The organism is Azospirillum sp. UENF 112521, from assembly GCF_058780665.1.
The window spans coordinates 188,501-209,049 of the sequence record NZ_JBSNCI010000007.1 but is presented as its reverse complement, the minus strand read 5'-3'; the positions used below and the strand labels follow the sequence as shown (position 1 = coordinate 209,049).

Below are 20,549 nucleotides of genomic sequence, written 5' to 3'. Positions count from 1 at the left end.
TGATTTATGTTTTTATTATACGTTTTTCTTTTGTTATTATTGATCCCGCCAGGGCGTTCGGCATCCGACTCATTTGAAAAACTCAACGAAATCATGAGCATTCCAAAATTGACGGGATGCCGCCGCGGTATTGTAAGAAACAACACACAGATGCATCGAAGCGGCGGAGTTTCACAGAAATGCCGAACACCCGGATATCGACCGCTCCGCCGACCGCTGGGTTGCCGGCCGTGCCCATCGCGGAGTTGCCGGCCATCGCCGCCGACGTGCTGGTGATCGGCGGCGGCTTGTCGGGAACCTGGGCGGCGCTGGCGGCGGCGCAGGCCGGTGCCAGGGTGGTGCTGGCCGACAAGGGCTATTGCGGCGCCAGCGGCGTCGCCGCCACCTCGGGCCCCGGCCACTGGTGGGTGCCTCCCGATCCAGAGGCGCGGGCCGAGGCGATCCGCCAGCGCATGGCAATTGCCGGCGGCATCGCCGACCCGGCCTGGATGGAGCGAATCCTCGACATCACCTGGACCACCCTGCCGACCATCGCCGATGTCTACGACTTCTCCACCGACGAAACCGGAACGGTGCAGTATCGCGGCCTGCGCGGGCCGGAATATCTGCGGGCGATGCGCCGAAAGATCCACAGGCTCGGCGTTCGCATCCTCGACCAGAGTCCGGCGCTGGAGCTGCTGGCCGAGTCCGGCGGCGGCATCGTCGGCGCACGCGGCCTGCGCCGGCAGCGGGGCGAAGCCTGGACCGTGCGGGCCGGGGCGGTGATCCTGGCGACCGGCGGCTGCGCCTTCAAGTCGCGGCTTCTCGGTAGCCACACCAACACCGGCGACGGCCATTTGATGGCGGCGGAGGCCGGTGTGGATTTCTCCGGCATGGAGTTCTCCACCTACCACACGGTGGCGCCGGCCCATTCGACCATGACCCGGTCGATGTCCTTCGCCTTTGCCACCTATTACGACGCGGAGGGGCGGGAGATCGCCGTGCCGCCCGGCGACACCACCCGGACGCTGGCCCGCGCCATGCTGGAGGGGCCGGTGCTGTGCAGCCTGCACCGCATGCCGGCGGACATCCGCGAGCGGCTGCGCCGGGTGCAGCCCAACATGATGCTGCCCTTCGACCGCAGTGGTGGCGGCATCGATCCCTTCACCCGGCGCTTTCCCGTCCTGCTGCCGCCGGAGGGCACCATCCGCGGATCCGGCGGCATCCGGCTGGCGGATGACGACTGCGGCACCGCCGCCGACGGGCTGTTCGTCGTCGGCGATGCCGCGACGCGCGAGCCGGTGGCGGGGGCGGTGTCGGGCGGCGGCGCCATCCTGGCCGCCTGGGCGCTGTCGTCGGGCGTGATCGCCGGACGCGCCGCCGCGGCGCGGGCGGCCCGCCAGGGCCGGCGCACCGACACCCCCGCCCGTCCGCTGGGACAGGCCGGACTGCGCCCGGCGCGCCATGCCGCGGCGGTCGATCCGCGCGCCATCACTGCCGCCATCCAGGCCGAGATGCTGCCCTACGACAAGACCATCTTCCGCCGCGGCCCGGCGCTGGCCCGCTCGCTGTCGCGGCTGGACGGGGTGTGGAGCGACCTGCGCGACCATCTGGACGGCGAAGGGGCGGCCACGGCGGGGGAAACGGTGCAGGCGCGCGAGAGCGCCGCCCTGACCGCCGTCGCCCGCTGGTGCACCCGCGCCGCGCTCGTCCGGCCGGAAAGCCGCGGAATGCATCTGCGCGTCGATGCCCCGGCCAGCCACCCGGCTCTAGCCCGGCGCCTGACCGTCGGCGGGCTGGACCGGCTGTGGTCCCGCTTCGAGGGCCCGGCCCCCCAGCCGTTCGACAATCCCGCCACACCCCAGGCAGGTGCCGCATGATCAGCCTCGTCATCGCCGAACGCTGCACCGGATGCCAGGTCTGCGTCCGCGTCTGCCCGACCAACGTCTTCGACGCCGTCCGCGGCGGGGCGCCGGTGATCGCCCGGCAACAGGACTGCCAGACCTGCTTCCTGTGCGAACTCTACTGCCAGCCCGACGCGCTCTATGTCGATCCCGACTGCGAGACGCCGGCCGCGGTCAGCGCCGAAGAGGTCGAGCGCTCCGGCCAGCGCGGCAGCTACCGCCGCGACTCCGGCTGGGACGAATGGGCCGGCGACCCGCGCTATGCCAACGAACATTGGCGGATGGACCAGATCTTCGCCCGCGCCCGCGCCCTGTCCTGATTCCGCCGCTGCCTTCCCCGAACTGGATTTTCAAAGATGACCGAGCACCGTCCGCCCACCCTGTCGCGCCGCCGCCTGCTGAGCGGAGCCGGCAAAGCCGCCGCCGCCGGACTGCTGGCTCCCGCCCTGGCAGCCCCGCTGCTGTCCCGCCCGGCCTTCGCCACCACTGCCACCAACGCCGCCGGCACCAGCCTCAAGGTCGGCGACCAGCGGTCCACCATCCGCTCGCTGCTGGAGGCGTCCGGCCAGTTGAAGGACATCCCCTACACGCTGGAGTTCGCCGATTTCCCAGCCGCGGCGCCGGTGCTGGAGGCGCTGAATGCCGGCGCCATCGATGCCGGATTTGCCGGCGACGCCGCCCATGCCTTCGCCCTGTCCAACGGGCTGCCGGCCAAGATCATCTCCGCCGCCCGCTCCGATCCCGGCTGCATTGGCCTTCTGGTGCGCAAGGACTCGCCCATCCGAACGGTTGCCGACTTGAAGGGGCGGACGATCACTGCGGTGCGCGGCTCAATCGGCCATTATCTGGTGGTCGCCGCGCTGAAGGCGAACGGCCTGTCGGTGAGTGACGTCACGCTCGCCTTCCTGCAACCGACCGAAGCGAAATCGGCGTTTTCCAGCGGCACGGTGGACGCCTGGGCGATCTGGACGCTCTATGTCGCGCAGGAGGTGGTGGCCGGCACCGGCAGGGTTCTGGTCGATGGCCGCGGCCTGCTGAACAACAACGCCTTCATCAGCGCCACCGATGTCGCCATCGCGCAGAAGCGCGCGCTGTTGCAGGACTATGTCGCCCGCGTCGCCGCCGCCCGCATCTGGGCGCTCGACAATGTCGAGCAGTATGCCCGCATCTGGGGCGATCTGGTGAAGGTGACGCCGGAGATCGCCGTCGCCGCCTTCAACCTGGAACGGTTCCGCCCGGTGGCGGTGGATGACGGCATCGTCGCCGACCTGCAGACCACCGCCGACTTCTACACCGGCATCGGCGTGATCCAGAAGCCCTTCACCGCGGCGGCCCATGCCGACCGCAGCTTCGCCCTTGACGCCGGCCTGCTGGCGCAATCGGCCCGCGCCGGCTGACCCCCGCGGCTGCCCTTCCCGTTCAGACCCTTTTCAAACCGATTGAGACCACGATGCATCTGGCTCTGTTCTGCACCGAGGCCGGGATGCACGCCGGCGGCTGGCGTCACCCCGACGCCGGCACCGTGCGCCCGTTCGACCTCGGCTTCTACCGCGAGCTGGCGCTGAAGGCAGAAACCGCCAGGCTCGACATGCTGTTCGTCGCCGACAAGCTCGGCCTCGACGACCTCTATGGCGGCGGGGTGGCGGCCACCGTCGCCCGCCGGCCCAACGCGCGGCCCGAGCCTCTGACGCTGATCGCGGCCCTGGCCGGCGCCACTAGCCGGATCGGTCTGGGCGCCACGGTGTCGACCAGCTATGCCGAGCCCTATCACGTCGCCCGCATGGTCGCGACCATCGACCATCTCAGCGGCGGACGGGCGGCGTGGAACGCCGTCACCTCGGTCAGCGACAGCGAGGCGCGCAACTTTGGACGCGCCGCCCATCTCGACCATGCCAGCCGCTATGAGCGCGCCGACGAGTTCATCGACGTGGTGCGCAAGCTGTGGGACAGCTGGGAGGAGGACGCGATCCGGCCGGACAAGGAGTCCGGCCGCTTCGCCGACGACCGCCGCGTCCATTACATCGACCATGAGGGCCGCCATTTCCGCGTCCGCGGTCCGCTGAACGTCGAGCGGCCCCCGCAGGGCCATCCCGTCGTCATCCAGGCCGGCGTGTCCGGCACCTTCCAGGACATCGCCACCCGGCAGGCCGATCTGGTCTTCACCGTGCAGCCCGATTTGGACGGCGCCAAGCGGGCCTACGCCGCCTTCAAGGCCCAGGTCGCCGCCAACGGGCGGTCGCCCGGCAGCGTCAAGGTGCTGCCCGGTATCATGCCGATCGTCGGGCGCAGCGATGCCGAGGCCGAAGACATCCGCGCCGAGCTGCGCGACCTGATCGACCCGGTGGCCGGCCTGACCTTCATGTCCGGCAGCATGAATTACGACCTGTCGCGCCATCCGCTGGACGGCCCCTTCCCCGACCTGCGCGACGTCATCACCGGCAGCCGCGGGCGCTTCCAGCGGGTGATCGCCGACGCGCTGGAGCGCGGCGCCACCGTCGCCGAGGTCGGCGCCGCCTATGTCGAGAGCCTGTCCTTCGCCGTCGCCGCCGGATCGCCGAAGACGGTTGCCGACACGCTGGAACGATGGGTCACGGAACAGGCGGCCGACGGCTTCGTCCTGATGCCGACCTATCTGCCGGGCGGCGTCGATGGCTTCCTGACGCAGGTGGTGCCCGAATTGCAGCGGCGCGGCCTGTTCCGGCGCGAGTACAGCGGGGCCACGCTGCGCGACCATCTCGGGCTGGACCGGCCGGCGTCACGTTATGCGTGACGCTGCCGCGGAGTGAGGTATAAATATACTATCTGATTTTGTGATTATTATTTTATTTGTTGACTGATTTAGTAGATTAAACCAAGCTAAGTGGAGGTCGGGGTTATTGCTCCGCATGTCCGGCGCGCCGCCATCCCTTTTGCCCGCCCATGCCATCGGCCGCCGCGCCCGGCGCCACACCGCCCCCCATCCATCGACAAGCCGTTCTGCCCAGCCGTGGAGACCCCGCATGAGCAGCCTCGACAGCAGTTTCGGCGTCCGCCGCACCGCCACGCCGCAAGCACCGGCCGCCGCGAAGCGGGTGCGCCGCCCGATCTCCGACGGACAGCACCGCATCGGAACGAGAGCCCATGTCGCCCTGTCCTGGATCGCGCCGCTTCTGCTGCTCGCGGTGTGGGAGGGGCTGGCCCGCAACGGCTGGATCGAGCCGCAGGTGCTGCCGGCGCCCAGCAAGGTGGTGGCGACCGCGTGGAAGCTGGCGCTGCACGGCACGTTGCTGCGCGACCTCGGTACCAGCCTGCTGCGGGCGGCGGCCGGCTTCGCCATCGGCGGCGGCATCGGCTTCGTGCTCGGCACGCTGGTCGGTTTCTCGCGGCTGGCCGAGGCGCTGGTCGACCGCAGCGTGCAGATGATCCGCGCCATCCCCTTCCTGGCGCTGCTGCCGCTGGTGATCGTCTGGTTCGGCGTCGGCGAAGGGCAGAAGATCTTCCTGGTCTCGCTCGGCGTCGCCTTCCCGGTCTACATCAACACCACGCTCGGCATCCGGCAGGTCGATCCCAAGCTGCTGGAACTGGGCCGGGTGCGCGGCCTGTCCACCGCCCTGCTGATCCGCCGGATCGTCCTGCCGGGCGCCCTGCCCTCCATCCTCACCGGCGTCCGCTATGCGCTGGCGACGGCATGGCTGGCGCTGGTGGTGGCGGAGACCATCGGCGCGCAGGCCGGGCTGGGCTTCCTCGCCATGGACGCGCGCGAGTTCCTGCGCACCGACGTGATCGTGCTGACCATCGTCATCTACGCCCTGATCGGCGTGCTGGCCGACAGTCTGGCCCGGCTGCTGGAGCGCCGCCTGCTGGCCTGGCATCCCAATTACGGAGCCGCCCGATGAGCGCTCTTCACGTCCCGAACGCCGAGCCTGCCGTCACCGTCACCGGCCTGCGCCGGGCCTATGGCCGCCGCGTGGTGATCGACGCGCTGGATTTGCGCATCGAGCGCGGCGAGTTCGTCGCCCTGCTGGGCGAGAGCGGCTGCGGCAAGACCACGCTGCTGCGGGCGCTGGCCGGGCTTGACCCGATCCAGGGCGGACGCATCGACGCTCCCGGCAAGCCGGCGGTGGTGTTCCAGGAGCCGCGCCTGTTGCCCTGGGACAGCCTGTGGCGCAACGTCTCGCTCGGCCTGCCGGAGCACGGCGCGCGCGAGGCCGCGGCAGCGGCGCTGACCGAGGTCGGGCTCGGCAACCGGCTGGACGACTGGCCACGCACCCTGTCCGGCGGTCAGGCCCAGCGCGTGGCGCTGGCGAGGGCGCTGGTGCAGGAGCCGGAACTTCTGCTGCTGGACGAGCCCTTCGCGGCGCTCGACGCGCTGACCCGCATCCGCATGCACGGGCTGGTCAAGGAACTGGTGGCCCGCCACCGGCCGGGCGTCCTGCTGGTGACCCATGACGTGGAGGAGGCGATCCGGCTGGCCGACCGCATCCTGGTGATGCGGGACGGCGCCATCGCCGCCGAACATCTGCCGGAGACCGCCGCCGATCCCCAGCGCTTCCGCGCGCTGCTGCTGGCGGAGCTGGGCGTGCAGGGAAGCGCCGCCGCCTGACCGATCCCCGTCTTGCCATATCCGCCCAACCTATTGCCCGACCGAACGAGCTTTCCGATGACCGATCCGTTCCGCTCCACCACCACCCGCCGCGCCTTCCTCGCCCGCTCGCTGATCGGCGCCGGGGCCGCCGGCCTCGCCGCGGGCTTCGATCCGCTGGCGGGAACTTTCCCGGCTGCCGATGCCGCCAGCCAGACCACGGCCGGTCGCAACACCGATACCATCCGGCTAACCTGGGGCTTCTCCGGTCTGGCCTTCATAGCCAAGGAGCGGGGAGAGCTGGAGAAGACGCTGGCGAAGGACGGCATCAAGGTCGAATGGATCGGCCCCTTTCCCAACCATGCGCCGACCTTGCAGGCGGTGACCGGCGGCACCGCCGATTTCAGCTTCGGCGGCAGCACCACCCCGGCGCTGGCGGCCATCATCGCCGGCTCGCCGCTGGTCTTCAGCCTGTTCCTGAACTACACCCCGCGCACCACCGCGATCATCGCCAAGGACGGCTCCGGCATCGACAGGGTGGCCGATCTGGTCGGCAAGTCGGTCGCGGTCAACCGGTCCGGCCTCGGCGAGTTCCTGCTGGTGGCGGCGCTGGAGAAGCACGGCGTCGACCGCTCGAAGGTCAATTTCGTCTATCTCAACCCACCCGACGCCGCCCCGGCGCTGGCATCGGGCAAGGTGGACGCCTGGTCGATGTGGAGCCCCGGCGTCGACATCGCCCGGCTGGAATACAAGGCGCATGACATCTTCCAGGAGGAGCGCGACCTCGATTTCCAGATCGATTTCACCAGCTACCTGACCCGCCGCCGCTTCGCGCAGGAGAACCCGGACCTGATCCGCGCCCTGAACGCGGCCTTCACCGCCGAAGCGGCCTGGGCGTCAGCCAACACGGTGGAGGCGGAGACCATCGTCCAGGCCAAGGCCGGTTATCGCGACGAGATCCGCGACGGCTACATCGCGCTGAAGCGGCAGTACCGCCTCTATCCGGTCAGCGACACCGCCTTCGTCGGCGATCTCCAGAAGGCGGCCGACTGGCTGGTCGCCCGCCGCATCCTGCCGGAGCCGGTCAGGGTCGCCGACCATCTGGCGGCGCTGTGATGAGCGGCGGGGGCAACTTCACCGCGACACATTGGGGCGTCTACCGGCCGCGGGTGGCGGACGGCAGGCTGACCGCGCTGGACCCGGCCCCGTGGGACGAGGCGCCGTCGGCCATCGGCCGGTCGGTGGTGGACGGCATCGACGCCCCCGCCCGCATCCGCCGCCCGGCGGTGCGCGAAGGCTTCCTGCGCCACGGTCCGGCATCGCGTGACGGGCGCGGACGCGAACCCTTCGTGGAACTGTCGTGGGACGAGGCGCTCGACCTCGCCGCGCGCGAGCTGGACCGGGTGCGGCGGGACCATGGCAATGCCGCCATCTTCGGCGGCTCCTATGGCTGGGCCAGCGCCGGCCGCTTCCACCATGCCCAGAGCCAGTTGCACCGCTTCCTCAACTGTATCGGCGGCTACACGGCGCACAGCGACACCTACAGCCTGGGCGCCGGGCGGGTGCTGATGCCGCGCATCCTGGCGTCGATGGACGACCTGATGCTGTCCCACACCGCCTGGACCAGCCTGGAAAAGCATTGCGAGCTGTTCGTCGCCTTCGGCGGCCTGCCGGCCCGCAACGCGCAGGTCGGATCGGGCGGGGCCAGCGACCATCTGGTCAAGCCGGCGTTGGACCGGTTGGCGGCGGCCGGCGTGCGCTTCGTCAATGTCAGCCCGGTGCGCCACGACCTCGACGACGTGCCGGGGGCGGAGTGGATCGCCATCCAGCCCGGCACCGACACCGCCTTCATGCTGGGCCTCGCCCACACGCTGGTGAGGGACAGTCTGGCGGACGGCGATTTCCTCGCCCGCTGCACCGTCGGCTATGAGAAGTTCCGCCGCTATCTGACCGGTGAAGCCGATGGCGTCGCCAAGGACGCCGGCTGGGCCGCCGCCATCGCCGGCGTGCCGGCTGAAACCATCGCGACGCTGGCCCGCCGCATGGCCGGCAGCCGGACCATGATGAACCTCGCCTGGTCGCTGCAACGGGCGGTGCATGGCGAACAGCCTTTCTGGATGGGGGTGACGCTGGCGGCGATGCTGGGTCAGATCGGCACGCCCGGCGGCGGGCTGGGGGTCGGCTATTCGGTGATGAACACCATGGGGTCGGGCCGGCGCCGGGTGACCGGGCCGCGGCTGCCGCAGGGGCGCAACCCGGTGGACACCGCCATCCCGGTCGCCCGCATCGCCGACATGCTGCTGAACCCCGGCGCCTCCTACCGCTACAATGGGCAAACACGGCGCTATCCCGACATCCGGCTGGTCCATTGGGCCGGCGGCAACGTCTTCCACCACCATCAGGACATCAACCGGCTGGTCCGGGCATGGCGGCGGCCGGAGACAATCATCGTCCAGGATCCCTTCTGGACCGCCCAGGCGAAATTCGCCGATATAGTGCTGCCGGCGACCACGGCGCTGGAGCGCGACGACATCGGCGGCGCCACCGGCGACCGCTTCCTGGTGTGGATGGCCCGCGCCCTCGATCCGGTCGGCGAGGCGCGCGACGACCATGCTATCCTCGCCGGGCTCGCCCGCCGGCTGGGGGTCGAGGCCGAGTTCACCGGCGGGCTGACGACGGAGGAATGGCTGGAACGGCTCTATGAGGAATGCCGCTTCAACGCCCCGGTGCCGCTGCCGGATTTCCGCAGCTTCCTGGCGGCCGGGCTAGCCGAGATCCCCCTGGTCGAGCCGGAGAAGGTCCTGCTGCAAGCCTTCCGCGCCGATCCGGACGGATCGCCGCTGCCCACCCCGTCGGGCCGGATCGAGATCGGTTCCGCCTCCATCGCCGGTTTCGGCCTGCCCGACTGCCCCGGCCATCCGGTGTGGCGCGACCCGGTGAAGCATCCTGGACTGGCCGGCGACGACGGCCCGCTGCATCTGCTGTCCTGCCAGCCGGCGACCCGCCTGCACAGCCAGTACGACCATGGCGCGGTCAGCCGCGAGAGCAAGATCGCCGGACGCGAGCCGATCCGCATCCATCCCGGCGACGCGGCGGCGCGCGGCATCGGCGACGGCGACGTGGTGCGGGTGTTCAACCGGCGCGGCGCCTTCCTGGCCGGTGCGGTGCTGACCGACGGCATCCGGCCCGGCGTGCTGCAGATCGCCACCGGCGCCTGGTACGATCCGGTCGATCCCGATACCGACGGCAGCCTCGACGCCCACGGCAATCCCAACATGGTGACGCCCGACACCGGCACCTCGGCCCTTGCACAGGGCTGTTCGGCCCAGAGCGCCCTGGTGGAGGTCGAGCGCTTCACCGGCCCGCTGCCGCCGATCCGCGCCTTCCAGCCGCCGCGCTTCGTCGGGCACTTCGTCGGCAGGCCGTGAGATGCAGCCTCACGACGACGCCAGAGCCTCCGCCACCGCCAGCGCATGCGGGACGATCTCGGAGGCGCCGACCACCTCGCCCAGGCTGCCGCGGGTCGGCGGCCCGACGACGAACAGGGTGGACACCGGGCGGCCATCGGCGTCCAGCGCCCGGTGCCGCTTGTCCACCTCCACCCCCATGCCGAGCGGATCGGGCCGGATCAACCCCTGGCCGGCAAGGGCGGCCAGCACCGGATTGCGCCTGAACGAGACGCCATGGCCGGCGCCGGTGCAGTTCACCAGCGCATCGTAAGTGCGTCCGACCAGCGTTTCGCCGCCGCGCGGCCGGTGGACGATCCACAGGCCGCCACCGCCATGACCGTCGCTGCCATGACCGCCAGCTCCATCGCCGCCGCCTGACGGTTCGCCGTCGGCACTCGCCGCGACCAGCCGGCCGGCCAGGACCGCAAGACGCCCGTCCGCCCGCGCGGACGTCACCAGCCGGGCGACCTGCGGGGCGGACTGGAAGCGGTGGGCGTCCCACCAGGGCCGCAGATGGCGCTGGAAGCGCCGCCGCTCGTCGATGGAAAGGGCCGCCCACAGGGCACCGTTCTGGAGACGCAGGCTTTCGAGCACATCGGTCCAGGGCCGCCCCTGCCGGCCGGCGTCAGCGACCGCCGCACGCACCCGGCACAGCAGGTCCCGGATCCCGGCAGGCGGATCGGCGGTGAAGTCGGTCCAGGAGTCGGCATGCCCGGCAGGGCGGGGCCGCGGCACCAGCCCGTGGCGGGACAGCGCGGTCAGCGGTCCGCGATGGCCGCGACCGAGCAGCGTCGACACCGCATCCCCCATGGTCAGTCCGGTGCCGACGATCAGCACCCGGTCGGTCCGGCCGATGGGATCGAGCGCGCCCGGCGCCCATGGATCGGCGACGACCCGCCGGTGCCCGGTCAGCCCGGCCAGCACACCCGGCAGTTCGGGCCCCGGGTTTCCGGTGCACAGTACCAGCGCATCGGCCTCCAGCACCCTGCCGCCGGCAAGCTCCACGACGAACCCGGTTCCCTGCGGCGATACCAGCCGGCGGGCGGCGACGGCACGGTCGCGCCGGTGGGTCACCCGCACCGGCCCGGCCGCGGCGAACAGCGCGCGCAGCCTCTCGTCGAGATAACGCCCGAACACCGACCGCGCCGGATAATGCAGCCCGTCGGCCCAGCCGGCCGGATCGGCCTCCAGCACGCCGCTCTCCAGGCACCAGCTATGGAAATCCTCCTCCCCGCCCTCCGCCGCCGTTCTGCCGGCCACGGCCGCCATGCGGATGGAGGGAACATTCACCCGGTGGCGCGGGTCGCCGCCCGCGGCATAAGTCAGCCCGGCCCCGGGCGACGGCCGTGGATCCACAAGCTCCACCTCGGCGGAAAAGCCGCCGGCGGCACCGGCGCGCACCAGCCCGGCCGCAACGCCGCTGCCCGACACACCGGCACCGACGATGACGACCCGCAACGGCCGCGGCACGGTCACAGCCCCTCGCGATGGACGATCCGTCCGCCGACCAGCGTCAGGCGGCAGCGCAGGTCGCGCAACCGGTCCGGGTCGATGACGGTGGGATCCTCCGACAGCACCGCGAGGTCGGCGGCGAAGCCGGGACGCAGCGGCCCTTTCCATCCCTCGTCGAAGGTCAGGGCGGCGCCGGCCACGGTGAACAGCCGCAGCGCCGTTTCGGCATCCAGCCGCTGGTCGGGTCCGATGACCCGGCCGCTGGTCCGTTCCAGCCGGTTGCAGACCGACCACAGGGTGAAGAACGGGTCGTGCGGGATGTTGTCGGTGGCGATGGCGGTCGGGATGCCCAGCCGCAGCAGATGGGCGTGCGGCACCACCAGATCGCCGCCATCGGGCTCGTCCAGATAGGCGGCTCCGCCCTTCCACAGGAAATAGGTCGGGATCGTCGTCACCAGCACGTCCAGCCGCTTCAGCGCCTCCAGATCGGACAGCCGGGCGCGGCCGATATGCTCGATCACCCAGCGGCGGCCGGACAGCGGATGACGTTCGTTGACCGCTTCCAGCACCGGCACCACCTCGTGCAGCCTGTCGCTGACGATGGTGTGCAGGCGCAGATCGTGCTCGGCGGCCAGGAAGCAGGCCTCGCGGAAGTCGGCCGGGGTCAGCGCCTGCTCGACGAAGCCCGACCAGCCGGTGTCCGGCAGATTGTCGCGGGCGCAGCAGGCGACCGCCGGGTCGCCGCCATAGGCGATGTGGACGCCCGACAGCCGCAGCCAGGGATCGCCCAGCCCGGCGCCGCGCGCATGGGCCAGCCAGTCGCGCATGGCGCGGCGCGCCTCGGCGATGTCGGCCCAGCTCGGGCTGACCACCAGCCCGACCCGCACCGTCAGCTCCCCCAGTTCCCACAGGCGGCGGTAGACCGAGATGGTCTGCGGCGCGGAACCGTGCCCCTCATAGATGCTGGTGGTGCCCTGGGCGTTGTAGAGCCGCTGGGACAGCCGGACGCCCTCCAGCCGTTCGGCGAAGCCGAAGCGGGGAACCGCCGGCAGCAGGTCGAACTCGACGGTCGGTCGGCTGTTGTGCTCGACGATCACGCCGGTCGGCTCGCCGTCGGCATCCTTCAGGATCTCCACGCCGCCGCAGCTCGGCACGCTGGCCGCGGTGATGCCGTTCAGCGCCAGCGCCCGGCTGTTCAGCGCGCTGTGACCCGGCGGCTTGCCCCAATTGCCGAACAGGCCGGGGATGTAGACGGGATGGTCCGGTGCCGCGCGGTCCAGCTCGTGCCGGTCCGGCGGCCTCCCCTCGGCCAGCGTCACCGCACCGTCGAAGAAGAAGGGCGGCGTCCCGATCGGCATGGTGACGATCCACTGGCCGGGCGGCGTCTCCGCCGCCAGCGCCCGCACCCGCTCCAGGATGTCGCCGACGCTGCGGGCGCCGGCCAGCGAAGGGCGCAGGCGCTTCAGCCCCTCGCGCTCCATATGGGCGTGGGCGTCGTTGAAGCCGGGGATCAGCGTCGCGCCACCCAGGTCGATCGCCTCGGTGACGGCGGTGGCGAGTGCGGCCACCTCCTCCCCGCCGACCGCGAGGATGCGGTCGCCGGCCAGCGCCACCGTGCTGGCGCGCGGCCGGGCCGGATCGAAGGTGAGGATGTTGGCGTTGCGCAGGATCAGGGTGGGGGAAGAACTCGGTCCGCTCATCCGGCGATCCTCACGAGGCGGTGGTGTACCAGGGGAACAGGCGGCGGATCAGCGCCACGAACAGGCGGTCGGCGATGAAGCCGAAGGTGCCGAGCAGCACCAGCCCGATCAGCATGATGTCGACCCGGAACATCTGGTGGCCGGTGGACATCATGTAGGCCACCCCCTCCCGCGCGCCGGACAGCTCGGCGGCGACCAGCAGGATCAGCGAGACGGCGATGCCCTGGCGCAAGCCCGCCAGGATCATCGGCAAGGCCGCCGGCAGCACGACCAGAAGCAGAGTCGCCAGCCGCCCGGCACCCAGGCAGGCGGCGGAGCGCAGATAGGCGGCCGGCACGTCGCGCACGCCGATGAAGGTGGTGATCCAGATCGGGAAGAAGCTGCCCCAGGCGACCAGCGCCACCTTCGAGCCTTCGCCGATGCCGAACCACAGGACCGACAGCGGCACCAGCGCGATGGAGGGGACGGAGCGGAAACCGTGCAGGATCGGCTCGCTGACATGGTGCAGCAGGCCGATGCGCGCGGTCAGCAGCCCGGCCGTCACGCCGGTCGCCGTCGCGATGGCGAAGCCCAGCGCCGCCCGGCGCAGGCTGGCCAAGATGTTGGCCGGGATCTCGCCGGACAGCAGCATCGGAACGAAGCTGTCGAACACCGCCGACGGCGGCGGCAGCAGCACCGGATTGACCCAGGTTCCCAGCCGCGGCACCGCCTCCCAGACCGCCAGGAACAGCAGGATGCCCGCCACGTTCAGCAGGGCGCGCAGCCAGGCCGCCCGCCGCAGGCCGCGGCGATGGGCGCGGCGGAACTCCTCGGCGAAGGCGTCCCTGTCGGACGGCGCCTCCGCCGCCGGGTGCCGGGGGGTGGAGAAGCCGTTGCCGGCCGTGTCATCCGTCGTTGCCGTCACGCCGCCCTCCGTTCACCATCGGGCCGGTCGGCATTCTGGCTGCCGCGGGCCAGCGCCGCGGCGATGCGGGCATATTCCCGGCCGAACTCCGCCGATCCGCGGTCGCGCGGATAGGGCAGATCGACCGCCAGATCCTCGCGGATCACCCCCGGCCCGGCTCCCATCACCACCACGCGCTGGGCGAGGAACACCGCCTCGTCGATGTTGTGGGTGACGAACAGCACCGACACCCCGGTCTCCCGCCACAGCCGCAGCAGGTCTTCCTGCAAGGTGGTGCGGGTCATGGCGTCGACGGCGGCGAAGGGCTCGTCCATCAGCACCACCTCCGGCTCCACCACCAGGGCGCGGGCGACGGCGACGCGCTGGCGCATGCCGCCCGACAGCTCGTGCGGGTAGCGGTCGGCGGCATGGCGCAGCCCGACCCGGTCGAGCGCTTCCAGCGCCCGGCGGCGCCGGACGGGGGCGGAGACCCGCTGCATGCGCAGGCCGAACTCGACGTTCTGGCGCGCGGTCATCCAGGCGAACAGCGCGTATTCCTGAAAGACCACGCCGCGGTCCGGCCCCGGCCCGTCCAGCGGCCGGCCACGGAAGCGCACGGCGCCGGACGTCGGCTTGAGGAAGCCGGCCAGCAGATGGATCAGCGTGGACTTGCCGCAGCCGGACGGACCGATCAGGCAGACGAACTCGCCGGCCTCCACCCGCAGCGACACCTCGCTGAGCGCCCAGACCGGCGAGCCGTCGCGCGCCGCATAGATCTGCGACACGCGGTCGAAATCGATCAGCGGCCCGCCCGTGCCCCCGCTCGTGACCCCGCTCATGACAGGGTGACCCGGTCGGGTGCGACCGCCTTCAGCGGGCTATCGACGATCAGGCCGCGGAACAGGGCCCGCAGGTCGCCCGCCGGACGCTTGGCGAGGCCGGCGGCGATGGCCCATTCCGCCTCCGCCACCAGATCGTCGACGAAACGGTCGTCGAAGGCGATCTTGAAGGTGAACTCGGAGGTCGCCTCCAGAATCTCCTTCGGCGGCGTGTGGATGCGGCGCGAGATCAGGTCGGCCCAGCCGCCGTCAGCCAGGATGCGGCGTTCCGCCCCCTGGAGCGCCCGGATGGCGCCGGCCACCAGCTCGGGCTTCTCCTTCACCACCTTCTCGGTGGTCAGCAGCAGCTGATGGCTCTGGAAGAATTTCTCCAGCCCGTCCTGCGTCATCACCGAGGTCTTGCCGCCGGACTGGCGCTCGGCCACCGCGGCGGACTGGCTGCTCCAGGCGAAGCCGTCGATGTCGCCGCGCACCAGGGCGGAGGTCATGTTGTTCGGGGTGAGGTCGACCACCTCGACGTCGCCCGGCGCCAGCCCGGCGAATTCCAGATATTTCGCCAGCATATATTGCCCGGAGGTGCCGACGCGGGTGGCGATCCTGCGCCCCTTCAGGCTGGCCGGCTTCGCCGGATCGATGCCGCCGTCCTTGCGGACGACGATCTTCATGTCGCGCGAATAGCGGCTGTAATTCACCAGGATCAGCGGCCGCAGCCCCTGAAGCACCGCGAACACCACCGGCGTGTCGGTCGAGGCGGAGAAGTCGGCCGAGCCGGCGAGCAGCGCCTGCATCGAATCGCGCCCGCTCTCGAACTCCATGGTGTTCAGATCGAAGCCGGCCTCGGCCCAGGTGCCGGCGGCCTCGGCGACGAAGGGCACCGCCCAGGTGTAGCCGGTGCTGCCATAGGCCAGCGTCGCCTTGGCCGCGGCGGCCTGCGCGCGGCCGGTCCACAGCGGCCCGGCGGCCAGCATACCGGCGGTGACGGCCGCACCGGCCAGCAGGCGGCGGCGGTTCAGGCGGATGCCGGAGGGGTCGAACACGGTCATGATCGAAAGGCTCCTGTCGGATGCGGCCGGGCGCTCAATGCGGCGCCAGCAGCCGGAAGGTTCTGGTCGGCGGAACGGTTCTCGCGATGGGCGGCAGTCCAGCCGATGGCGCGGCGGTAGCTGCCGAACAGGCCGGCGGCGGCAACCGCGTCCTCGGCGATCCCCGTCACCGTTTCGGCATCGGGAGCGACATAGAGGGCGTCGTCCGGGCAATGGGCTTCGCACAGGAAGCAGGTCTGGCAATCGGACTGCCGGGCGATGACGGGGGCGGCCCCGTCGGCCCGGCCGCTGCCGGCCGGCTGGAAAACGTCCATCGGGCAGACGGAGACGCAGATGTTGCAGCCGGTGCAGCGGGCCGGGCTGATCAGCTCGATCATGCCGCCAACTCCCGGCCGGCCTCGGTCGGATCCAGGCGAACCGGATCCAGGCGAACCGGCGCCGGGCGAGTCGAGACATGCACCTCGTCCAGGCCGCCGACCGTCAGCAGATGGCGCTGGGCCGGATCGAGGGCCGCATGGTCGATGCGGCGATGCATGCCGCGCGATTCCGTGCGGGCCAGCGCCGAGCGGTACATCCAGCGGGCGGTTGCCAGCATCGCCGCCGCCTCCCGCACGCGCAGGACGCTGTCGGCGGAGGCCGGCATCGTCCCGGCGGCATCGGTCCACAGCCGGTCCAGCCGGCTGAGAGCGCCGGCCAGCCCCTCCTCCGTGCGGAAATAGTTGATGTCGTAGGGGAACACCTCGGCCTGGACGGCACGGGTCAAACCTCCGGCATCGATCACCCCGCCATGTCCGCCCCGCAGCCTGTCCTGCAATCCGGCGCCGCCGGCCCGGCGCAGGGTGCGGGTTCCATTTCCCAAAGCACGGGCATGATCGGCCGCCCCGAGCCCTGCCCAATGACCGCTCGACATCGCCCAGGCGGCGTTGTGGCTGCCGCCGCCGGTGAAGCCGCCGCAGATCGGTTCGCGCGTCGCGGCATCGCCGGCGGCGAACAGTCCGGGGACGGCGGTGGCGCAGGTCCCGTCCACCAGCCGCAGGCCGCCGGTGCCGCGCACCGTGCCCTCCAGCCGCAGGGTCACCGGGAAGCGCTGGGTGAAGGGGTCGATGCCGGCGCGGTCGAAGGGCAGGAAGAAGTTCGGCTGGGCCTGGCGCATCGCCGCCCACAGCTCCGGTTCTGCCCGGTCGAGCCGGGCATAGACCGGCTCGGTCGCCAGCACCCGCGCGATGACGGACCGGCCGCCCTTGGAGGCCGCCCCCGGAATGGGCTCGCCGTCGGCACGGGTGAAGCTGGCCCACTGGTAGAGCAGCGTCTTGGTCACCGAGCCGAAGGCCGGGGCGATGGCGTAGGCGTTGGAGAACTCCATCCCCGACAGGTCGGCCCCGGCTTCCGCCGCCATCAGCAGGCCGTCGCCGGTCAGCACGTTGCAGCCCAGCGCCTTGCTGAGGAAGGCGCAGCCGCCGGTGGCGATGACCACCGCCTTCGCCCGCACGGTCCAGCGCCCACCCTTCTGCCGCTGCACGCCGGCGGCACCGGCCACGGCGCCGCCGTCGTCGACCAGCAGCTCCAGCGCCGGGCAATGGTCGAGGATCGTCACGCCCGCCTGTTTCACCCGGCGGCGCATCAGCCGCATATATTCCGGCCCCTGCACCGACACGCGGCGCTCACGCCCGTCCGCATCGCGTGGAAAGGGATAGCCCCAGTCGGCGAGCTGGCCGACCGCCGCATAGGTGCGGTCGAGCACCCGGTCCATCCAGCCATGGTCGGCCAGATGGCCGCCCAGCCCTTCGCGCGATGCCTTGGCCGCCGCGCGCTTGGCCGGATCGGGATCGACATACCACAGCGTGGTCCCCGACGCCGCGGTGGCGCCGGACGTGCCGCAGAAGCCCTTGTCGGCCAGAATGGTGCGGGCACCGCCGGTTGCAGCGGCGATGGCGGCCCAGGTACCGGCGGGACCGCCCCCCAGTATCAGGACGTCGGTCTCAAGGTCGAGGGATGCGGCGGATGAACTGACAGGAGCGCCGGGCACGGTGGCCATCGGAAAGAACCCTCCGGGACTGTCGATCATGTGGATTGAGCGAAGCGGCGATTCCGGAACAGCTTTCTATTACCGCTTTGGATCGCTCTTTCTTTCTAAAATCATACTTACACAGTAGAGATACTGCGCATACCAAAATATGCACATCTGTGAAAAAATTCGGCCGGCACATCCCGCCGAGGGGATGGTGCCGGCCGCACAGTGAGGAACCGGGCCGCGAGCGTCCGCTACCGCCTGATGCTGGGCGATGGGCAGCGGGTGTTACGCCTCCGCCAGCGCCTGCTCCAGGTCGGCGATGATGTCGTCGGGATGCTCGATGCCGACCGACAGGCGGACATAGCCGGGGGTGACGCCGGTGGCGATCTGGTCTTCCGGCGACAGCTGGGAATGGGTGGTGGTGGCCGGATGGATCGCCAGCGACCGGGCGTCGCCGATGTTGGCGACGTGGTAGAACAGCTTCAGCGCGTCGATGAAGCGCCGCCCCGCCTCCGCCCCGCCGGCCAACTCGAAGCCGACCAGCCCGCCATAGCCGCCCTTCAGGTAGGTGTCGGCGCGCCGCCGTGCCTCGCCCTCCTGCAAACCGGGGAAGATCACCGACGTGACCTTGGCATGCGTCTTGAGGTAGTTCGCGACGATGCCGGCGTTCGCGTTGTGCTGGCGGATGCGCAGCGGCAGCGTCTCCAGCCCTTGGATCAGCTGGAAGGCCGATTGCGGGCTGAGCGCGGCGCCGATGTCGCGCAGCAGGGTGACGCGGGCGCGCAGCGCATAGGCGATGGGGCCGAGAGGTTTGGCCGCCTCCGTCCAGATCGCGCCATGATAGCTGGGGTCGGGCTGGGTCAGCAGCGGGAAGCGGGCGGCATGCGCCTCCCACGGGAAGGTGCCGCCGTCGATCAGCACGCCGCCGATGGTGGTGCCGTGGCCGCCGATGTATTTGGTCGCCGAATAGATCGTCACCGCCGCGCCATGGTCGAAAGGCCGCACGGTCAGCGGGGCCGCGGTGTTGTCGACGATCAGCGGCACGCCCAGATCCAGGCCGATGTCGGCGACCTCGCGGATCGGGAAGACGTTCAGCTTCGGGTTCGGCAGCGTCTCTGCATAATAGGCGCGGGTGCGCTCGTCGGTGGCGCGGCGGAAATTCTCCGGGTCGGCCGGATCGACGAAGCGCGCCTCGATGCCGATCTGCTTCAGCGTGTTGGCGAACAGGTTCCAGGTTCCGCCATAGAGGTCGGTGGAGGTGACGATGTTGTCGCCGGCCTGCGCCAGGTTCAGCACCGAATAGAAGGACGCCGCCTGTCCGGACGCGACCGCCACCGCCGCCGCACCGCCTTCCAGCACGGCGAGCCGCTGTTCCAGCACCTCGACCGTCGGGTTGGTGACGCGGGTGTAGATGTGGCCCAGCTCCTGAAGCGCGAAGAGGCGCTCGGCATGGGCGGTGTCCTGGAACTGGTAGGAGGTCGTCTGGTGGATCGGCACAGCGACGGAGCCGGTGACTGGATCGGCTCGGAAGGCGCCGCCATGGACGGCCAGGGTTTCAAAGTGCGGCTTACGGTCGGTCATCGGGCGGTTCCTCTTTCTGGGTTCTTGATATCGGCGGTCAGGTGGAGGCGCCGACCAGATCGGCGTAATGGCGGCTGGCCACGTCGGGGTGGGAGCGCAGGCGGCTTTTCAGCGTGTTCTCCCCGACCGAGCTGTAGAGCGGGTTCAGCGGGTCGCGCTCCGGCCCGCGCGCTTCGGCGGCGAGATCGTCCGGCAGCGGCAGCACCGGCACCCGGACATCCAGGCCGGCCCCCAGGAAGAAGGCGGTCGACAGCCGGTCCACCCCCGCCGGCGGCGTCACCACCCGGTGCACGGCGGCGCGGAAATAGCCGTCGGTCGCCAGTTCCAGCAATTCGCCGGCATTGACGACGAAGGTGCCGGGAACCGGCGGCACATCGGCCCAGCCCCCGTCGGTTTCGATCTGCAAGCCGCTCTGGCGGTGCTGGAGAACCAGCGTCAAAAGGCCGCTGTCCTTGTGCGGCCCGACGCCCTGCCCCTCGGCATTATCGGTGGGGGCATCGTCGGCAGAGGCATCGGCGGCGGGAACCGCGTCATGGCCCGGATAGCGGATCAGCTTGACGAGCTGCGTCGGCTGGTCGGTCAGGATCGGATCGAAGGCATCCTCCGGCAGGCGCAGGGCCACCGCCACCGTCGACAGGATGCGCCGCGACACCGCGGTCAACTGGTCCTGGAGGCGCAGCACCGCCGGGCGCAACTCCGGAAGGGCCTCCGGCCACTGGTTGGGGCCTTGCAGGCGGACCCAGGGCGGCGAGTTCGGGCTCCACGGCAAGGCCGGCCGCTCCGCGCCGACGTCCAGCTGTTCGCGCCAGTCGGCCAGACCGCGCGTGCGCTCCCAGCCGGCGCGGGTGTAGCCGCGGAAATGGGGTGAGTTGACCATCTCGATGGACAGCTTGTCCTGCTCCGGCAAGGCGAAGAAGCCGCGCGACAGGTCGAAGACGGAGTCGATGAAGGCCGGATCGACCCCGTGGCCGGTCACATAGAAGGCGCCGAAGCGGCGGATCGCCGCCCGCAGCTCCGACAGGAACAGGGCGCGGTCCGCCGCGGCGCCATCCAGGCGGGCGAGATCGAGAAACGGCAGCGGCGGCCGCTCGGCCGAAGAGGGAAGCGCGGTCACAGGACTCTCCTTTGCGGACATGCGTTCGGGAAC

17 protein-coding genes are annotated in these 20,549 nt (G+C 70.9%); 8 read left to right on the top strand and 9 right to left on the bottom strand.

From position 1 onward, the window contains the following. Positions 1–179: 179 nt before the first annotated feature. The 8 genes from ACWPN8_RS29715 (at position 180) to ACWPN8_RS29680 (ending at position 9,872) form a co-directional block, all read left to right on the top strand. Positions 180–1,859, top strand: a complete 1,680-nt coding sequence (locus tag ACWPN8_RS29715; protein ID WP_492243374.1) for an FAD-binding protein — start codon at positions 180–182, stop codon at positions 1,857–1,859. Continuing rightward, positions 1,856–2,203 carry a 4Fe-4S binding protein gene (locus ACWPN8_RS29710; RefSeq protein WP_492243373.1) on the top strand — a complete coding sequence of 116 codons (348 nt, stop codon included), beginning with the start codon at positions 1,856–1,858 and terminating at the stop codon, positions 2,201–2,203. Before ACWPN8_RS29715 ends, ACWPN8_RS29710 begins: the two co-directional genes overlap by 4 nt. 36 nt (positions 2,204–2,239) lie before the next feature. Continuing rightward, positions 2,240–3,280: an ABC transporter substrate-binding protein gene (locus ACWPN8_RS29705; RefSeq protein WP_492243372.1), complete on the top strand. Its 1,041-nt coding sequence runs from the start codon at positions 2,240–2,242 to the stop codon at positions 3,278–3,280. Positions 3,281–3,333: 53 nt separating this feature from the next. Next, positions 3,334–4,653 carry an LLM class flavin-dependent oxidoreductase gene (locus ACWPN8_RS29700; RefSeq protein ID WP_492243371.1) on the top strand — a complete coding sequence of 440 codons (1,320 nt, stop codon included), beginning with the start codon at positions 3,334–3,336 and terminating at the stop codon, positions 4,651–4,653. Positions 4,654–4,882: 229 nt separating this feature from the next. Further along, a complete protein-coding gene (locus ACWPN8_RS29695) occupies positions 4,883–5,758 on the top strand; it encodes an ABC transporter permease subunit (RefSeq protein ID WP_492243370.1) in 876 nt (291 codons plus the stop codon). Continuing rightward, entirely contained in the window at positions 5,755–6,465 is a 711-nt protein-coding gene (locus tag ACWPN8_RS29690; RefSeq protein WP_492243369.1) for an ABC transporter ATP-binding protein, read from the top strand. Before ACWPN8_RS29695 ends, ACWPN8_RS29690 begins: the two co-directional genes overlap by 4 nt. A 57-nt stretch (positions 6,466–6,522) precedes the next feature. Then, on the top strand, positions 6,523–7,560 hold the full coding sequence (locus tag ACWPN8_RS29685) for an NrtA/SsuA/CpmA family ABC transporter substrate-binding protein (protein WP_492243368.1): 1,038 nt from the start codon (positions 6,523–6,525) through the stop codon (positions 7,558–7,560). Beyond that, positions 7,560–9,872: a molybdopterin-dependent oxidoreductase gene (locus ACWPN8_RS29680; protein WP_492243367.1), complete on the top strand. Its 2,313-nt coding sequence runs from the start codon at positions 7,560–7,562 to the stop codon at positions 9,870–9,872. The genes ACWPN8_RS29685 and ACWPN8_RS29680 overlap by 1 nt, the downstream gene beginning before the upstream one ends. Before the next feature lie 9 nt (positions 9,873–9,881). On the opposite strand, the gene ACWPN8_RS29675 is transcribed toward ACWPN8_RS29680, so the two are convergent. The 9 genes from ACWPN8_RS29675 to ACWPN8_RS29635 form a co-directional block, all read right to left on the bottom strand. Next, on the bottom strand, positions 9,882–11,363 hold the full coding sequence (locus tag ACWPN8_RS29675) for an FAD/NAD(P)-binding protein (RefSeq protein ID WP_492243366.1): 1,482 nt from the start codon (positions 11,361–11,363) through the stop codon (positions 9,882–9,884). Between the two features lie 2 nt (positions 11,364–11,365). Then, complete coding sequence (locus tag ACWPN8_RS29670) at positions 11,366–13,045, bottom strand: amidohydrolase (RefSeq protein WP_492243365.1); 1,680 nt, start codon at positions 13,043–13,045, stop codon at positions 11,366–11,368. 10 nt (positions 13,046–13,055) lie between these two features. Further along, complete coding sequence (locus ACWPN8_RS29665) at positions 13,056–13,949, bottom strand: ABC transporter permease (RefSeq protein WP_492243364.1); 894 nt, start codon at positions 13,947–13,949, stop codon at positions 13,056–13,058. Then, on the bottom strand, positions 13,946–14,767 hold the full coding sequence (locus ACWPN8_RS29660; protein ID WP_492243363.1) for an ABC transporter ATP-binding protein: 822 nt from the start codon (positions 14,765–14,767) through the stop codon (positions 13,946–13,948). Before ACWPN8_RS29660 ends, ACWPN8_RS29665 begins: the two co-directional genes overlap by 4 nt. After that, the gene (locus tag ACWPN8_RS29655) at positions 14,764–15,810 is read right to left on the bottom strand and encodes an ABC transporter substrate-binding protein (RefSeq protein WP_492243362.1); all 1,047 of its coding nucleotides are present in this window, start codon (positions 15,808–15,810) and stop codon (positions 14,764–14,766) included. Before ACWPN8_RS29655 ends, ACWPN8_RS29660 begins: the two co-directional genes overlap by 4 nt. Then, positions 15,807–16,187, bottom strand: a complete 381-nt coding sequence (locus ACWPN8_RS29650; RefSeq protein ID WP_492243361.1) for a 4Fe-4S dicluster domain-containing protein — start codon at positions 16,185–16,187, stop codon at positions 15,807–15,809. Before ACWPN8_RS29650 ends, ACWPN8_RS29655 begins: the two co-directional genes overlap by 4 nt. Further along, the gene (locus ACWPN8_RS29645) at positions 16,184–17,845 is read right to left on the bottom strand and encodes an FAD-binding protein (protein ID WP_492243360.1); all 1,662 of its coding nucleotides are present in this window, start codon (positions 17,843–17,845) and stop codon (positions 16,184–16,186) included. The genes ACWPN8_RS29650 and ACWPN8_RS29645 overlap by 4 nt, the downstream gene beginning before the upstream one ends. Before the next feature lie 261 nt (positions 17,846–18,106). Then, positions 18,107–19,402 carry an O-acetylhomoserine aminocarboxypropyltransferase/cysteine synthase family protein gene (locus ACWPN8_RS29640; RefSeq protein ID WP_492243359.1) on the bottom strand — a complete coding sequence of 432 codons (1,296 nt, stop codon included), beginning with the start codon at positions 19,400–19,402 and terminating at the stop codon, positions 18,107–18,109. A 37-nt stretch (positions 19,403–19,439) separates the two neighbouring features. Further along, entirely contained in the window at positions 19,440–20,516 is a 1,077-nt protein-coding gene (locus ACWPN8_RS29635) for an isopenicillin N synthase family dioxygenase (protein ID WP_492243358.1), read from the bottom strand. Between the last annotated feature and the right edge of the window lie 33 nt (positions 20,517–20,549).

What these genes read in the sequence shown, in the direction of transcription:
- ACWPN8_RS29715 (WP_492243374.1), top strand. Translation starts at nt 180, where the DNA reads ATGCCGAACACCCGGATATCGACCGCTCCGCCGACCGCTGGGTTGCCG.
- ACWPN8_RS29710 (WP_492243373.1), top strand. Translation starts at nt 1,856, where the DNA reads ATGATCAGCCTCGTCATCGCCGAACGCTGCACCGGATGCCAGGTCTGC.
- ACWPN8_RS29705 (WP_492243372.1), top strand. Translation starts at nt 2,240, where the DNA reads ATGACCGAGCACCGTCCGCCCACCCTGTCGCGCCGCCGCCTGCTGAGC.
- ACWPN8_RS29700 (WP_492243371.1), top strand. Translation starts at nt 3,334, where the DNA reads ATGCATCTGGCTCTGTTCTGCACCGAGGCCGGGATGCACGCCGGCGGC.
- ACWPN8_RS29695 (WP_492243370.1), top strand. Translation starts at nt 4,883, where the DNA reads ATGAGCAGCCTCGACAGCAGTTTCGGCGTCCGCCGCACCGCCACGCCG.
- ACWPN8_RS29690 (WP_492243369.1), top strand. Translation starts at nt 5,755, where the DNA reads ATGAGCGCTCTTCACGTCCCGAACGCCGAGCCTGCCGTCACCGTCACC.
- ACWPN8_RS29685 (WP_492243368.1), top strand. Translation starts at nt 6,523, where the DNA reads ATGACCGATCCGTTCCGCTCCACCACCACCCGCCGCGCCTTCCTCGCC.
- ACWPN8_RS29680 (WP_492243367.1), top strand. Translation starts at nt 7,560, where the DNA reads ATGAGCGGCGGGGGCAACTTCACCGCGACACATTGGGGCGTCTACCGG.
- ACWPN8_RS29670 (WP_492243365.1), bottom strand. Translation starts at nt 13,045, where the DNA reads ATGAGCGGACCGAGTTCTTCCCCCACCCTGATCCTGCGCAACGCCAAC.
- ACWPN8_RS29660 (WP_492243363.1), bottom strand. Translation starts at nt 14,767, where the DNA reads ATGAGCGGGGTCACGAGCGGGGGCACGGGCGGGCCGCTGATCGATTTC.
- ACWPN8_RS29655 (WP_492243362.1), bottom strand. Translation starts at nt 15,810, where the DNA reads ATGACCGTGTTCGACCCCTCCGGCATCCGCCTGAACCGCCGCCGCCTG.
- ACWPN8_RS29650 (WP_492243361.1), bottom strand. Translation starts at nt 16,187, where the DNA reads ATGATCGAGCTGATCAGCCCGGCCCGCTGCACCGGCTGCAACATCTGC.
- ACWPN8_RS29645 (WP_492243360.1), bottom strand. Translation starts at nt 17,845, where the DNA reads ATGGCCACCGTGCCCGGCGCTCCTGTCAGTTCATCCGCCGCATCCCTC.
- ACWPN8_RS29640 (WP_492243359.1), bottom strand. Translation starts at nt 19,402, where the DNA reads ATGACCGACCGTAAGCCGCACTTTGAAACCCTGGCCGTCCATGGCGGC.